The organism is Achromobacter sp. GQ309, from assembly GCF_059759315.1.
In genome coordinates this window covers 74,342-88,645 of record NZ_JCAXDP010000011.1, presented here as the reverse complement: position 1 = coordinate 88,645, position 14,304 = coordinate 74,342, and the positions used below count along the sequence as shown (strand labels likewise).

Annotated in this window: 14 protein-coding genes; 11 read left to right on the top strand and 3 right to left on the bottom strand. The window is 66.2% G+C overall.

Annotation, left to right across the window (positions count from 1 at the left end):
- The first annotated feature begins 8 nt into the window (after positions 1–8).
- The gene (locus tag AC6CIE_RS26600; RefSeq protein ID WP_498094744.1) at positions 9–917 is read left to right on the top strand and encodes an EamA family transporter; all 909 of its coding nucleotides are present in this window, start codon (positions 9–11) and stop codon (positions 915–917) included.
- A gap of 72 nt (positions 918–989) precedes the next feature.
- Here the strand turns inward: AC6CIE_RS26600 and AC6CIE_RS26595 are convergent, their stop codons facing one another.
- Positions 990–1,286: an acylphosphatase gene (locus AC6CIE_RS26595; RefSeq protein ID WP_056565981.1), complete on the bottom strand. Its 297-nt coding sequence runs from the start codon at positions 1,284–1,286 to the stop codon at positions 990–992.
- A 164-nt stretch (positions 1,287–1,450) separates the two neighbouring features.
- Here AC6CIE_RS26595 and AC6CIE_RS26590 point away from each other — a divergent pair, with 164 nt between their 5' ends.
- On the top strand, positions 1,451–2,347 hold the full coding sequence (locus tag AC6CIE_RS26590; protein WP_175124848.1) for a phytanoyl-CoA dioxygenase family protein: 897 nt from the start codon (positions 1,451–1,453) through the stop codon (positions 2,345–2,347).
- A gap of 208 nt (positions 2,348–2,555) precedes the next feature.
- A complete protein-coding gene (locus AC6CIE_RS26585; RefSeq protein ID WP_105236807.1) occupies positions 2,556–3,719 on the top strand; it encodes an alpha-hydroxy acid oxidase in 1,164 nt (387 codons plus the stop codon).
- 80 nt (positions 3,720–3,799) lie between these two features.
- Here the strand turns inward: AC6CIE_RS26585 and AC6CIE_RS26580 are convergent, their stop codons facing one another.
- Positions 3,800–4,642 carry an IclR family transcriptional regulator gene (locus AC6CIE_RS26580; RefSeq protein ID WP_175136963.1) on the bottom strand — a complete coding sequence of 281 codons (843 nt, stop codon included), beginning with the start codon at positions 4,640–4,642 and terminating at the stop codon, positions 3,800–3,802.
- Between the two features lie 210 nt (positions 4,643–4,852).
- Here AC6CIE_RS26580 and AC6CIE_RS26575 point away from each other — a divergent pair, with 210 nt between their 5' ends.
- The 8 genes from AC6CIE_RS26575 (at position 4,853) to AC6CIE_RS26540 (ending at position 12,762) form a co-directional block, all read left to right on the top strand.
- Entirely contained in the window at positions 4,853–5,923 is a 1,071-nt protein-coding gene (locus AC6CIE_RS26575) for an ABC transporter ATP-binding protein (RefSeq protein ID WP_498094741.1), read from the top strand.
- Position 5,924: 1 nt separating this feature from the next.
- Positions 5,925–6,815 (top strand): ABC transporter permease, encoded by an 891-nt coding sequence (locus tag AC6CIE_RS26570; protein WP_498094739.1) that lies wholly within the window; start codon positions 5,925–5,927, stop codon positions 6,813–6,815.
- Between the two features lie 19 nt (positions 6,816–6,834).
- Positions 6,835–7,629, top strand: a complete 795-nt coding sequence (locus AC6CIE_RS26565; protein WP_062839314.1) for an ABC transporter permease — start codon at positions 6,835–6,837, stop codon at positions 7,627–7,629.
- A 37-nt stretch (positions 7,630–7,666) separates the two neighbouring features.
- The gene (locus AC6CIE_RS26560) at positions 7,667–8,035 is read left to right on the top strand and encodes a (2Fe-2S)-binding protein (protein WP_175124852.1); all 369 of its coding nucleotides are present in this window, start codon (positions 7,667–7,669) and stop codon (positions 8,033–8,035) included.
- Positions 8,032–9,417: an FAD/NAD(P)-dependent oxidoreductase gene (locus tag AC6CIE_RS26555; protein ID WP_498094737.1), complete on the top strand. Its 1,386-nt coding sequence runs from the start codon at positions 8,032–8,034 to the stop codon at positions 9,415–9,417. Before AC6CIE_RS26560 ends, AC6CIE_RS26555 begins: the two co-directional genes overlap by 4 nt.
- A complete protein-coding gene (locus AC6CIE_RS26550; protein WP_498094735.1) occupies positions 9,414–10,586 on the top strand; it encodes an NAD(P)/FAD-dependent oxidoreductase in 1,173 nt (390 codons plus the stop codon). Before AC6CIE_RS26555 ends, AC6CIE_RS26550 begins: the two co-directional genes overlap by 4 nt.
- Positions 10,583–11,653 carry an ABC transporter substrate-binding protein gene (locus AC6CIE_RS26545; RefSeq protein WP_498094733.1) on the top strand — a complete coding sequence of 357 codons (1,071 nt, stop codon included), beginning with the start codon at positions 10,583–10,585 and terminating at the stop codon, positions 11,651–11,653. Before AC6CIE_RS26550 ends, AC6CIE_RS26545 begins: the two co-directional genes overlap by 4 nt.
- Before the next feature lie 173 nt (positions 11,654–11,826).
- A complete protein-coding gene (locus AC6CIE_RS26540; protein ID WP_498094731.1) occupies positions 11,827–12,762 on the top strand; it encodes a 2-hydroxyacid dehydrogenase in 936 nt (311 codons plus the stop codon).
- Positions 12,763–13,256: 494 nt separating this feature from the next.
- Here the strand turns inward: AC6CIE_RS26540 and AC6CIE_RS26535 are convergent, their stop codons facing one another.
- Entirely contained in the window at positions 13,257–14,210 is a 954-nt protein-coding gene (locus AC6CIE_RS26535; protein ID WP_255810720.1) for a LysR family transcriptional regulator, read from the bottom strand.
- Between the last annotated feature and the right edge of the window lie 94 nt (positions 14,211–14,304).

Here is a 14,304-nt window from a genome sequence, read left to right as displayed (position 1 = left end):
TGCCCGCCATGTCCACCCCCACTCATCTTTCCCGGAAAGACTATTTCTGCGCCCTCGCGGTGGTGGTCATCTGGGGCCTGAATTTTGTCGTCATGAAGGTCGGCATGCGGGGCTTGTCTCCGATGATGCTCGGCGCGTTGCGATTCGCGCTGGCGGCCTTCCCGCTCATCCTCTTCGTGCGCATGCCGCGGCTGCCGTGGCACTGGGTCGCGGCCTACGGGCTGGTTCAGGGGCTGGGCCAGTTCGGCCTGCTGTTCACGGCGCTCAAGTTCGGCATGCCGGCCGGCATGGCATCGCTTGTCATCCAGACCCAGGCCTTCTTTACGCTGCTGCTCGCCGCGCCGGTGCTGCATGAGCGCGCGCGGCGGCATCACTGGATCGGACTGGGCGTCGCCGCGATGGGCCTTGCGGTCATCGCGGGGGCGCGTGGCGACGGGCCGGGGCAGATGACGATGCTGGGCTTTGTCCTGACGCTGGGGGCGGCATTCATGTGGGCGGTGTCCAACATGATCGTGCGGCTGGCCAGCCGCAAGGCGCCCGGCTACGACCCCTTCGCGTTCATTGCCTGGAGCAGCGCCGCCCCGGTGCTGCCCTTCCTGGCGCTGGCCGTGTTGATCGATGGCTGGGAACCGGTCGTGGGCATGATCATCGGCATGGGCTGGGGCGAGGCATTGTCGGTGCTGTATCTGGCGGTGCTGGCGACCCTGGTTGCCTACACGCTCTGGACGCAGCTGCTGTCGCGCCATCCCGCGGCCAAGGTCGCGCCGTTCTCGCTGCTGGTGCCGGTGGTGGGGCTGTGGGCGGCGTCGATGGCGTTCGGCGAGCGGCTGCAGCCGCTGCAATGGGTGGGCGCCGGATGCGTGCTGGCCGGGCTGGTCATCAACCAGGTCGGCGCGCGCTGGTTGCGCACGCGCTAGCGCCGGTCAGCCTTTACGCTACCGGGCCCTCATCCGCCCGGCCTACAGCGTGCCGGCGAGGGCCCGCGGTCCTCAAAGTTGCTCGAAGCGGATGTAACGCTTATCGGTGTACTCCCGGCGCGTGATGATTTCCTGCACCGACGCGCCCGGCGGTCCGCGGCGCAGCCATTCCAGCATGTGATCGACCTGGTCGGGCGTGCCCTGCACCAGCGCTTCGACCGTGCCGTCCAGCATGTTCTGCACCCAGCCCTTCGCGCCAAGCATGTGAGCGCGCCGCACCGTGGCGTGCCGGTAGCCCACGCCTTGCACCGTGCCGCTGACGGTGACGTGGACGGTTTCGATCTGGGTATCGGCCTTAGGGTCTTGCATGGGTTTTTCCTTCGGATGATGCGCCGCCACGCGCGACTGGCGTAGGCGGAACCGGCTACAGCGGATGGTCTATAGGCCCGGCAGGCTTCGAAGCGATACGTTAGAGCCCATGTCAAAACGTGCCAGCTTAGAAATACCCATTACCAGAGCTTGGAGAAGCCATTATGGAAGAGACCAGTTTGTTGTCGGAAGCCGAGACAGCGCGCTACAGGGATCAGGGTTACCTGGCCTTGAAGGACATGTGCCCTCAGGACGAGGTCGGCTACATCCGTAGGACGCTGCTGGACTTGTTCTCGAATAAGACGGGTTACAACGAGGGCGCGCAATACGACTTTGTCAGCCGCGACGACCCGAGCAAGCCCGCGAAGTTTCCGAGTCTGCACGATCCGCGACATTATGCCCCGGGCCTGCTGAAGACGGTGTACCACGAACGCACGCTGGAACTGGCGCGGCAGCTGCTGGGCCCGCAGGCCGCGCTGTATGGCGAACACGCGTTGCTCAAGCCCGGCCCGCACGGTCCGGAAACGCCGTGGCACCAGGACGAAGCTTTCCGGTCGCCGGACTTTGTCTACAACGAACTGAGCATCTGGCTGGCGCTGCAGCCGGCCACCGTCGAGAACGGCTGCATGCAGTTCCTGCCGGGGTCGAACAAGTGGGACGTGCTGGAGCACCGTTCCCCGGGCGGCGACAAGACGCTGCATCCGCTGGAATGCTGCGGTGATTTCCCGCGCGAACAGGCGGTGGCCGAGCCCCTTGATCCGGGCGGCATCACCGTCCACGATGCGCGCACGCTGCACTTCACGGGACCGAACACGTCGCAGACGCCGCGGCTGGCGTACATCCTGATCTACAACACGCCGCCGGTGTACAAGCCGGGCCGCCGGGAATTCCCGTGGCTGGAAGGCCGCTGGACCGACAGCCAGACCCGCAAGAAGCAATGGCACAAGCGCGGCGGGCTGGCGGTGGACGTGATGCGCCGGCTGCCGGGCGCGCGGCTGACCAGCCCGCGCTGGGTGGCGTGGGCAACGATACGCGCGGTCAGCAAGGTGTGGCCGCGCTAGGGCTGGGCGTGCAGGGGCCATAGAGCCTTTGCGCAGGGGGGCGAACGGGGCCGGCAAGCGACGCTTGCCGGCCTCGGCGCGTATACTGGGCGGCGCCGCGCGGGTCATCAAGCCTGGCGCGGCGGCAAGGCTGCCCCACGGCTGGCGGCCCGAAAGCACAAGAAAATGAGTCGCAGCTGGCGCACCCCTATCACTCCACAGACACTCCATGACCGCTAACCTTTCTACGATCACCTGCATCGAAGATTTGCGCGTTGTCGCGCAGAAGCGCGTGCCGCGCATGTTCTACGACTACGCCGATTCCGGCGCCTGGACCGAAGGCACCTATCGCGCGAATGAAAGCGACTTTCATCGGATCAAGCTGCGCCAGCGCGTGGCGGTCAACATGGAAGGCCGGTCGCTGCGCACCACCATGGTGGGCCAGGACGTGGTCATGCCGCTGGCGATTTCGCCCACGGGCCTGACCGGCATGCAGCATGCCGACGGCGAGATCCTGGCCGCCAAGGCTGCCGCCGATTTCGGCGTGCCGTTCACGCTGTCCACGATGAGCATCTGCTCGCTGGAAGACGTGGCGCAGGCCACCGGCAAGCCCTTCTGGTTCCAGCTCTACGTCATGCGCGACCGCGAGTTCGTGGGCAACCTGATCGACCGCGCCAAGGCCGCCGGCTGCTCGGCGCTGGTGCTGACGCTGGACCTGCAGATCCTGGGCCAGCGCCACAAGGACATCAAGAACGGCCTGTCGACGCCGCCCAAGCCCACGCTGCGCAACCTCATCAACCTGGCGACCAAGCCCCGCTGGTGCATGGGCATGCTGGGCACCAAGCGCCGCACCTTCGGCAACATCGTCGGCCACGCCAAGGGCGTGAGCGACCTGTCGTCGCTGTCGTCGTGGACGGCCGAGCAGTTCGATCCCCGCCTGAGCTGGGACGACGTGGAATGGATCAAGCAGCGCTGGGGCGGCAAGCTCATCATCAAGGGCATTCTGGATGTCGAGGACGCGCAGCTCGCCGCCAACAGCGGCGCCGACGCGCTCATCGTCAGCAACCACGGCGGCCGCCAGCTTGACGGCGCCATGTCGTCCATCGCGGCCCTGCCGGGAATTGCCGATGCCGTGGGTTCGAAGATCGAGGTATGGATGGACGGCGGCATCCGCTCCGGCCAGGACATCCTGAAGGCCGTGGCGCTGGGCGCGCGCGGCACGATGATCGGCCGCGCCTTCCTGTACGGGCTGGGCGCGTATGGCCAGGCCGGCGTCACCCGCACGCTGGAGATCCTGTACAAGGAAATGGACACGACGATGGCGCTGTGCGGCCGCCGCACGATCGAGCCGGGCGACCGCAGCATCCTGCTGCCGGGCACGTATCCGACCTGATCGCTGATGCTTGTTGAAAAAGCCCGGACCCATATGTGTCCGGGTTTTTTTGTGCGCGGACGCCGCGCACCGTGCGTGGGCTATGCGCCGTTGCCCGTGCCCAAGAACTGGCTGGGCCTGCGCAGCGCCGGGTCGAAAGGATTGATCTGCGCGCCCACCGCGTCGGCCTCGCGGCGCAGCATTTCCACGATCAGCGGCAGGCGTTCATCGCTGATGCGTTCGATGGGCGCCGCCACGCTCAGCGCCGCCACCGTGACGCCGTTGGGATCGTAGACCGGCACCGCCAGCCCCGCGATGTTGGGGAACACGCCCTGCCCCTGGCTGCGCGCGTAGCGCAGTTCCAGGCATTCCTTGATGCGCACGCGCATCGAGATCTCGTCCACGAAGCCCAGGTGATGCAGGCGCGGAATGTTGAAGCGCATGACCTCTTCGCGCTCGGCTTCCGGCAGGCTGGCCAGCAGCACCAGGCCACCTTGTCCCATGCCCAGCGGCACGCGGCCGCCGATGTCGCCGGTGTGCGAGCGCACCGGAAAGGCGCCGTCCACGCGGTCGACGCAGACCGCATCAAAGCCGCTGCGCACCAGCAGAAAAATGGTGTCGTTGAGCATGCCGGACAGACGCAGCATGGCGGGCCGGTAGAGGGTGCGCAGGCTGGACTGATGGTTGCCCGCCGCGGCCGCCAGCGAAAAGAAGGCGACGCTGAGCTGATAGCCCTTGCTTTGGGCCGGCTGCTCCACCACGCCTTCCTGCATCAGGCCTTGCAGCACCCGGTGCACCGTGGCCTGCGCCTGGCCCGTGCGGGCGGCGATATCGGTCAGGCGCAGCTTGTCTCCCTTGGCGTCGGCCAGCACGCGCAGCACGGCAAAGGCCCGCTGCAACACGCCCTGGCCTGCGGAATCGTCCGGCGTTTCTGATTTCTTCATTCTTGGCTTCCGATAATCAAAATAGTCTGCCGTGTTTTTATAAAAAAATTCAGTCTACCGGAAATAACGAATAAAAAATTCGATTCTTCGGAAAACCCTAATTGACCCTCTGTTTTGGCGGCTCCTAGACTGCGCCATCACTTAGGCAGCCTGGGCGGCACTTTTTCCACCCGGCGGCGCAGGGCCCGGACGGGCCACGGGGTTTGGAACATGGCATTTCTGCGGCTGGACAACGTCTCCAAGAACTACGGCGATCTGCGTGTCGTCTCGGACTTCTGCCTATCGGTCGACAAGGGCGAGTTCGTCTCGCTGCTCGGGCCCTCCGGCTGCGGCAAGACCACCACGCTGCAGATGATTGCCGGCTTTGCCGACGTGACCTGCGGCACCATCACGCTGGACGGCCGCGACATCACGCACGCCAAGCCCAACACGCGCGGCCTGGGCATCGTGTTCCAGAGCTATGCGCTGTTCCCGCACCTGACCGTGGCCGACAACGTCGCCTTCGGCCTGAAGATGCGCAAGGTCGAACGCGCCGAACGGCAGGAGCGTGTGCGCGAGGCGTTGGCCCTGGTCAAGCTGGACAAGCATGCCGACCGCTTCCCGCGCGAACTGTCGGGCGGCCAGCGGCAACGCGTGGCGCTGGCCCGTGCGCTGGTGATCCGGCCGCCGGTGCTGCTGCTGGACGAACCGCTGTCCAACCTGGACGCCAAGCTGCGCGAGGACATGCAGTTCGAGCTGCGCAGCATCCAGCGCAAGATCGGCACCACCACCGTCATGGTCACGCACGATCAGGCCGAGGCCCTGTCCATCAGCGATCGCGTCGTCGTCATGCAGGACGGCCGGGCCACGCAAGTGGACGCGCCCTACCGCATGTATGAACACCCGCAGACCGAGTTCATCTCGCGCTTTGTCGGCAAGACCAATCTGCTGCCCGGCCGCGTGACGCGCTGCGGCGCGCAGGCTGAAGTGCAGACCGGCGCGCTGAGCCTTGTCGTCGACGGCGAAGGCCTGCGCCATGGCGACAACGTGCAGCTGTCGTTGCGGCCGGAAAAGCTGGTGCCGGTGCCTTCCGGCCAAGGCAAGCTTGCCTGTGTCGTGAACACGCGCTACTTCCTGGGCAGCCAGTGGATGTACGACCTGGATTCGCCCGTGGGGGCGCTGACCATCCTGACGCCCAACGACGGTCGCCGCCCGCATGACGACGGCGAACAGATCGGGCTGGACTGGGCGGACGGCGTGCTGCGCGTGTTGCGCGCACCTGCTGCCGCGGCGGCGGACTGACATGGCGACGCTGACGCAACGCGGCGCTGCCGCCAACCCGCCCAAGCCGCGCAACGACGGGATGCTGGCCATCCTGGGCTCGATTCCGCTGGCCCTCGTGTTTCTGACGCTGGTGCTCACGCCGCTGGCGCTGACCTTCGCCCTGTCGTTCCGGCCGTTCGACTACGCCACCGGCATTCAGCCCGGCCACACGTTCGAACACTACCTGGCCGTGGTGACAGACGGCTATTTCATCGAGATCTTCTGGCGCACCTTCTGGATCGCCGGCGTCACCACGCTGATCTGCGTGCTGATCGGCGCGCCCGAGGCCTACATCCTGTCGCGCATGCGCAAGCCCTGGCGCTCGATCTTCCTGCTGGTGGTGCTGTCGCCGCTGCTGATCTCGCTGGTGGTGCGCGCGTTCGGCTGGAGCATGCTGCTGGGTCCAAGCGGGCCGCTAGGCAAGGCGGCCGCGGCACTGGGGCTGGGATCGTTGCTGTACACGCCCACGGCCGTCATCATCGGCCTCGTGCACGTCATGCTGCCCTTCATGGTGATTCCGGTCTGGACGTCGCTGCAGAAGCTGGACCCCACGGTCGAGCACGCCGCGTTGTCTCTGAACGCCTCGCGCTTTCAGACGCTCACGCGCATCGTGCTGCCGCAGGCCATGCCGGGCGTCCTGTCCGGCAGTCTTATCGTGTTCGGCCTGTCGGCCAGCTCGTTTGCCATTCCCGCGCTGCTGGGCGGACGGCGGCTGAAGATGGTGGCCACCGTCGTGTACGACGAGTTCCTGACCGAGCTGAACTGGCCGCTGGGCGCGGCGATTGCCATCGTGCTGCTGATCGTGAACGTGATCGTCATGATGGCGTACAACCGCGTCGTCGAACGCTCTTACCGCCGCAGCCTGGGCTGACCCGCGCAAGGAATCGAACATGCAGAAGAACGGTCCTTTCGCGCTGGCGTTCAATTTCCTGGTGGTGGCGTTCGTGCTGGCGCCGCTGGTCATCGTGTGCCTGGTGGCGTTCACGCCCGATTCGACGCTGACCGTGCCCACGACCAGCTTCTCGCTGCGGTGGTTTTATGCGGTCTTCGACCATCCCAACTTCATGCAGGCGTTCAAGAACAGCCTGTGGTTGGCGTTCCTGTCGGCCAGCATCGCCGTGTGCCTGGCGGTGCCCGCCGCCATCGCCATCACGCGCTACCGCTTTCCGGGGCGCGACGTGCTCAACGGCCTGTTCCTTTCGCCGTTGATGATTCCGCATCTGGTGCTGGGCGTGGCGCTCTTGCGCTTCTTTGCGCTGATGGGCATGGCCGGCAGCTTTCCGTGGCTGGTGGCCAGCCACGTCGTCGTCATCACGCCCTATGTGATGCGCCTGGTGATCGGCGCGCTGGTGGGTTTTGACCGGTCCATCGAACACGCGGCGCTGTCGCTCGGCGCCAGCCGTGCGACGGTGTTCTTCACGGTCACCTTGCCGCTCATCATTCCCGGCGTGTCCGGCGGCTGGCTGCTGGCGTTCATCAACAGCTTCGACGAACTGACGATGTCGGTGTTCATCACCGCGCCGTCGACCATCACGCTGCCGGTGCGCATGTACATGTACGCCACGGAATCCATCGACCCGATGATGGCCGCCGTGTCCGCGCTGGTGATCGCGCTGACGGCCGTGACGATGCTGCTGCTGGACCGCGTGTATGGCCTGGACCGCGTCCTGGTGGGCCAGAAATGAATTCACTGCCGACAGCCGCAAAGGAGCCGCGCGCGCCATGGCAATCCTGAAACGCCTGGCCGAAACCGGCCGGCCCGCGTTGACCTTCACCTTCGACGGACAGACGTGCACGGCACTGGCCGGCGACACGGTCCTGACCGCCGTGCTGACGCAGGCCGAACGCCTGCGCACCTCGGAATTCGGCGGTGGTCCGCGCGCCGGCTTCTGCATGATGGGCGCGTGCCAGGACTGCTGGGTGCAGCTTGAAAACGGCGAGCGCGTGCGCGCCTGTTCCACGTACATCGAGCCCGGCATGCGGCTGCAGAGCGCCGCGCTGGCGCCCGCTGCCGCGCCCGGCACGCTGGCCGCCGCCTCTGCCCCAGGGACGCTGACGGCCGCTGCCTGGCCCGAGGATGACGCGTCATGAGCATCGTCATGCCCGTGATCGTGGGCGCCGGCCCTGCCGGTATCCGCGCGGCCCAGACGATGGCCGCGCAAGGTTTGCGGCCCGTGATCCTGGACGAAGGGCTGCGCCCCGGCGGCCAGATCTACCGCCAGCCGCCGCCCGGTTTCTCGCGTCCCAAATCCGCGCTGTATGGCTTTGAACATCGCAAGGCTGACGCCGTACACCGCACCATGCAGGAATTGCAGGGCAACGTCGAATACCGTCCCGGGTGCCTGGTCTGGAACGCCGAGGGCAAGACGCTGGACGTGCTGCGCGACGGCGTCAGCACGGCGGTGCCCTACACGCATCTGATTCTTGCGACCGGGGCGACCGACCGCGTGCTGCCGTTTCCCGGCTGGCTGACGCCCGGTGTCTACACGCTGGGCGGATCGCAGGTCGCGTTGAAGCACCAGGGCTGCGCCATCGGATCGCGCGTGGCGTTCCTTGGCACGGGCCCATTGCTGTATCTGGTGGCATACCAATACGCCAAGGCCGGCGCACAGGTTGCCGCCGTGCTGGACACGTCGCGATTTGCGGACCGCGTCGCGGCGCTACCCGGCATGTTGCGCGCGCCCGCGCTGCTGGCCAAGGGCCTCTATTACATGGCGTGGCTGCGCGCGCATGGCGTGCCGCTGCGCAGTGGCGTACGCCCCGTCGCCGTGCAGGGCGGCGATCGGGTCACGGGCCTGTCGTACACCCGGAACGGACGGACGCATACGCTGGACTGCGACGCTGTCGGCTTCGGCCTGTCGCTGCGTTCCGAAACCCAGCTCGCCAGCCTGGTCGGCTGCGACTTCGAATTCAACGAACGCGACCGCAACTGGATCCCACGGCGCGACGCCGCCGGACGCAGCAGCGTGGCGGGCGTTTACGTCGCGGGCGACGGCGCGGGCATTGCCGGGGCCGATGCAGCGGAACTCGCCGGCGAACGCGCCGCGCTGGCGCTGCTTGAAGACACAGGACATCCGCACGACGCACGCCGCGCGCGGATACTGGAATCGCAACTCGCGGCAAATAGCCGCGTGCGCGACGCGCTGGAACGCGCGTTTCCGTTTCCCGAGGACTGGGCCGCCAGCATCGCCGACGACACCGTCGTCTGCCGCTGCGAGGAAGTCACCGCCGGCACCATCCGCCAGGCCGCGCGCGACAACGGCGTGCAAGAGATGAATCGCCTGAAGGCGCTGACCCGCGTCGGCATGGGACGCTGCCAGGGCCGCATGTGCGGCGTGGCTGGCGCAGAGGTCCTGGCGCATGCCGTCGGCTGCGCGCCGCAGGCGGTCGGACGGCTACGCAACCAGCCGCCGGTCAAGCCCATTCCGGTCAGCGTCGTCTGCCTGGAACGTCCCGCGAAAAAGGCCGCATGATGGAACGCTTCGACACCGAAGTTGCGATCATCGGCGGTGGCATCGTCGGCGGCAGCGCCGCGCTCTTCCTGCGCCGGCTAGGCGTGCCCGTCGTGCTGCTGGAAGCCGCGCTGTGCGGCGCCAAGGCCAGCGGCGTCAACTACGGCGGCGTGCGCCGGCAGGGACGCGGCATCGAACAGCTGCCGCTCGCGCGGCGCGCGCACGAACTGTGGGGCCAACTGCCCGCGCTGATCGGCATCGACGGCGAATACGTGCGCTCCGGCCACCTCAAGCTGGCCACCTCCGACGCCGATCTGGCGCTGCTCGAAACCTACCGCGCCAACACACGCGGCTTCGGCATGGACCTTGAAATCCTGGACCGCCGCGCGCTCGCCCAACGCTTCGGCTGGCTGGGGGAAAGCGTGATCGGCGGCTCGTTCTGCCCGCAGGACGGTCACGCCAATCCGCGGCTCGTGTCCCCCGCCTTCGGACGTGCCGCCGCCGCGCTGGGCGCAGACGTGCGCGAAGGCGTGCGCGTCACCTCCGCCACGCACGACGGCACGCGCTTCATCGTGCGCGCCGGCGACACGCTTGAAGTGCGATCGCGCTACCTGTTGAACTGCGCAGGCGCCTGGGCCGGACGCTTTGCCGAAGGCTTCGGCGAGCCGGTTCCCGAAACGTCCATCCACCCCCTGATGATGGTGACCGAGCCCCTGCCGCTGTTCATGAACGTCAGCCTCGGCATGCAGGGCGGCGGCATCTACGCACGGCAGGTCGCGCGCGGCAACTGCGTCATCGGCGGCGGACGCGGCGTCTCCGCCGACCCCGACTACGCACGCCCCGGCCGCGCCAACCTCGGCGCGCTCATGGCCAACGCCGTCAAGCTCCTGCCCGTGCTGCGCGGCGCCCAGGTCATCCGCTTCTGGACCGGCGTCGAAGGCAACATGCCCGACCACAATCCCGTGCTCGGCCCCAGCGCCACCGTGCCCGGCCTCTTTCACGCCTTCGGCCTGTCCGGCGCGGGCTTTCAGATCGGCCCCGCCGTCGGCGAAGTCCTGGCCGACCTGGTCGTGCACGGCCGCTCCTCCATCCCTATCGATGCCTTCCGCATTGAACGGTACGCGCCCGCCGCTCACGGCGCCGCGGCCCGGCCTGATCGTCTTCGTGAGCAAACGCTGGAGTCACCATGATGCAAAAGAAACAGGGCGCGCAGCGCCTGACCAAGGGGAAACGGTTGCTGGGCGCGGCGATGCTGGCATTGCTGTCCGCCGGTGCCATGGCGCAGCAGAAAACGTTGTACGTCGGCATGAACGGCGGCGACATGGAACGCGCCTTCACCCAGCACGTCTTTCCCGACTTTGAGAAGGCCAACAACGTCAAGATCGTCGTCGTGCCCGGCACCTCGACCGACGTCCTCGCCAAGGCGCAAGCCTACAAAGACAACCCTCAGATGCACGTCATGTTCCTCGACGACGGCATCATGGCCCGCGCCATTTCCATGGGCCTGTGCGAACCGCTCAACGACGACCCCGTCCTCAAAGAGCTGTATCCCACCGCCCTGATGAAAGACCGCATGGCCGCCGGCATCGACATCGGCATGACCGGCCTCGGCTACAACACCCGCCTCTTCCAGAAAAACGGCTGGACCCCGCCCACCTCGTGGCTCGACCTGGCCGACCCCAAGTACAAAGGCAAGGTCGTCTTCCAGTCCGCCTCCGGCAGCACCTTCGGCCTGCACGGCTTCCTGATGTTCAATCGCATCGAAGGCGGCAACGACCAGAACTACGAGCCCGGCTTCAAGAAGTGGCCCTCCACCATCGGCCCCAACGTCCTCGAGTACATCCCCAACTCCGCCAAGCTCGCCGAGATGATCCAGTCCGACGAAGCCGCCATCTTCCCCCTCACCCCCACCGCCATCGCCCGCTTGAAGAAGCGCGACATCCCGGTGGAATACGCCCAACCCAAGGAAGGCTCCGTCATCCTCATGGTCGGCGAATGCGTCATCGCCAAGAACAGCGAACCCGAACTCGCGCAAAAGCTCGCCCTGTACCTCCTGTCCGCCAAGGCCCAGGCCAAGGCCCTGGAAATGGGCGGCCACTTCCCGTCCAACAAAAACGTCCAGGCCCCCGCCGACAACGCCGAGTCCCTCAAGCGCTTCCAAGGCTACATGGCCAACGCTAAGATCCTGGACTGGGACCAGATCAACGCGGCCCGGCCCGCCTTCAACGCCCGCTGGAACCGCACGGTCGAACGTTGACGACAACGCGCGGCGCACCCTGTGGACAACCCGCAGGCGCGCCGCGCCGGGCAAGACGCCGGAAGTATGGGGCTGAAACCCGGCGCTGAAACCCGGGCCTAAACCCCGCGCTTGAAACACGCACCTGAAACATGCGCCTGGCCGACACGCCCTCATCACCCGCAAGGACAACCATGCGCCTCATCATCAATTCCGGCGGCCCCCAGGCAATAGAAGAGTGGCGCACGCAATTCCGCACCTTCGCGCCAGACCTGCAAGTCGTCGGCTGGCATGAAGACCCCGATCCCGCCACCATCGAATACGCCCTCGTCTGGGCCCCCGACGCCGGCCGCCTAGCCACCTTCCCCAACCTCAAACTCATCATCAGCGCCGGCGCAGGCGTTGACCACATCCTCGCCGACCCCACCCTGCCGCGCCACCTGCCCATCGCGCGCATGGTAACCACCCGCACGCAGACCGAGATGGCCGAGTACGTGCTCACCAGCGCCCTGATGATCACGCGCAACGTCAAACGCATCACCGACAACCAATCCCGCCGCCACTGGGAAATCTTCGACTCCCTGCGCGTAGCGGCGGATGTACGCGTCGGCATCATGGGTTTGGGCCACCTGGGCATCGCCTCAGCCCAACTCCTGTCCCGCGCAGGCTTTCCCGTCAGCGGCTGGTCCCGCGGCGCGACCACACTGCCCGGCCTGCCGTCCTACGCAGGGCAGCAACAGTTCACACAATTCCTGGCAAACACTGACCTCCTGGTCTGCCTGCTCCCCGCCACCGACGCCACTCGTGGCATCCTCAACCGCGACACGCTGTCGCAACTACCCAAAGGCGCCAGCCTCATCAACGCCGGCCGCGGCACCCACATGGTCACGCAGGACATTCTGGATGCGCTGGACAGCGGGCATCTGGATCAGGCAATTCTGGATGTCTTCGAGCAGGAACCCCTGCCAGAAGACTCCCCACTGTGGACTCACCCAAGAATCACGATCACTCCCCACTGCGCGGCGATCCCAGACCGCAAGGAGCGCGCCCGTCACACCGCCTTGTTGATCGCGGCAAACGAGCGGGGCGAAGCGCTTCCCAACATCTACGACCCTCAGCGCGGCTACTGACATTCAACCGCTGTGGCGCGCGCGACGCCCAAGATCGCCAACGCGCGGCGCGTTCACACGCATCGTCAGAAAAAGCGGCAAGACGTCTCGCCCCCCAGCGAAGCGCGCAGCGCCAAACGCATGACGCAAGACACTGCGTAAGCTCCACCAGGCCGCCCGCGCGGCCGCCGTGGAGCGGGCCCCGCAAGATCTTCCTCTCACACACCGCTGCCTGCCAGAACGCCAAGCACACACCCCGTCCCAGCACTGCGCGAACCCGAACCACTAGAGCACGGTGTGGCGGCGGGCTTGGGGTGCGGGGCGTGTAGATGCGCCCGAGGGAATCTGAAGGGAGCCGAAGGCGGACGAAGATGACGAAGGGGCAGTCCGGAGCGAAGGCTCCGGACCGCAATCGTAGCCCCGCGCCCCAAGCCCGCCGCCGCGCCGTGCGCCTTAAGGACCCAACCAAGCAGCCCTAACCAAGCAGCCCCAAACAAGCAGCCCCAAAGAACCCCCTACCCCACCACCCCCGCCAAATACTGCCTCAACCAAGCATGCGCAGGATCATCCTGATACCTCTCATGCCAATACAACGACACAGCAATCGGCGGCAACGTCAACGGCACCTTCTGCGACACAATCCGCGCACTCCCCGCCATCGCCTTCGCAACGCTCACCGGCATCGTCGCAATCAAATCCGACGCTTCAACGATGAACGGACAAACCAGATAACTGGACAACGTAGCCACAATCTTGCGGCTCCGGTTCTGCCCCATCAAGATGCGATCGATTGCAGTACTGAAATACCGCGTATGCGCCGCCAGATCCAGATGCCCATAGCTCAGGTAGGCATCCAGATTCCACCGCTTACGCAAACAAGGATGTCCCTCACGCACGATGCAAACCGCCGGCTCCTGATACAGAAAACGCGTACGCAGATCCGGCGCAGGATCAGGGAAATACCCCGCGATCAGCTCCACATGATTCGTATCCAGCATGCTCAGTCCATGCTGCGGCCGCGCAGGCACGATCTGCAACTGGAAATGCGGCGCATCCACCGCCAACCGTGGAATCAGCTTCGGCAGCAACGTGTACTGCACATAGTCCGTCGCATACAGCGACAACGTGCGCGACGAATGCGCCGGATCGAACGCCTCCCGCGTGCGCGTCGCCCGATGCCAGCCCTCCAGCAGCGGCTTGAAATTCTGGTGCAGCTCCAGCGCCCGCAACGTCGGCTGCCACGCCCCGCCCTCGCGCACCAGCAGCGGATCGCCGAACAACTGACGAAGCCGGTTCATCGCCGCGCTCATCGCCGGCTGGCTGATGTTCATCGCCTCCGCCGCGCGCGACACATTGCGGCACGCCATCAGCGCATCGAAATGCACAAGCAGATTCAGGTCCGGGTTCTTCATCGCCGCGCGTCCATAAATGGCATCTATACAAATATAAACCTGTAGGACTGCTGTCATTTCCACGCCAGGCCTAGCATGACCTCGTTGTTGCAGCGAACCAAGGTCGGACACGCATGATCCGGCCATCACGAAGTTCTATCAACAAGGGGAA

Coding starts and splice junctions, on each gene's coding strand:
- AC6CIE_RS26565 (WP_062839314.1), top strand. CDS start 6,835: ATGCAGAAGAACGGTCCTTTCGCGCTGGCGTTCAATTTCCTGGTGGTG.
- AC6CIE_RS26590 (WP_175124848.1), top strand. CDS start 1,451: ATGGAAGAGACCAGTTTGTTGTCGGAAGCCGAGACAGCGCGCTACAGG.
- AC6CIE_RS26560 (WP_175124852.1), top strand. CDS start 7,667: ATGGCAATCCTGAAACGCCTGGCCGAAACCGGCCGGCCCGCGTTGACC.
- AC6CIE_RS26570 (WP_498094739.1), top strand. CDS start 5,925: ATGGCGACGCTGACGCAACGCGGCGCTGCCGCCAACCCGCCCAAGCCG.
- AC6CIE_RS26600 (WP_498094744.1), top strand. CDS start 9: ATGTCCACCCCCACTCATCTTTCCCGGAAAGACTATTTCTGCGCCCTC.
- AC6CIE_RS26555 (WP_498094737.1), top strand. CDS start 8,032: ATGAGCATCGTCATGCCCGTGATCGTGGGCGCCGGCCCTGCCGGTATC.
- AC6CIE_RS26575 (WP_498094741.1), top strand. CDS start 4,853: ATGGCATTTCTGCGGCTGGACAACGTCTCCAAGAACTACGGCGATCTG.
- AC6CIE_RS26535 (WP_255810720.1), bottom strand. CDS start 14,210: ATGACAGCAGTCCTACAGGTTTATATTTGTATAGATGCCATTTATGGA.
- AC6CIE_RS26580 (WP_175136963.1), bottom strand. CDS start 4,642: ATGAAGAAATCAGAAACGCCGGACGATTCCGCAGGCCAGGGCGTGTTG.
- AC6CIE_RS26595 (WP_056565981.1), bottom strand. CDS start 1,286: ATGCAAGACCCTAAGGCCGATACCCAGATCGAAACCGTCCACGTCACC.
- AC6CIE_RS26550 (WP_498094735.1), top strand. CDS start 9,414: ATGATGGAACGCTTCGACACCGAAGTTGCGATCATCGGCGGTGGCATC.
- AC6CIE_RS26545 (WP_498094733.1), top strand. CDS start 10,583: ATGATGCAAAAGAAACAGGGCGCGCAGCGCCTGACCAAGGGGAAACGG.
- AC6CIE_RS26585 (WP_105236807.1), top strand. CDS start 2,556: ATGACCGCTAACCTTTCTACGATCACCTGCATCGAAGATTTGCGCGTT.
- AC6CIE_RS26540 (WP_498094731.1), top strand. CDS start 11,827: ATGCGCCTCATCATCAATTCCGGCGGCCCCCAGGCAATAGAAGAGTGG.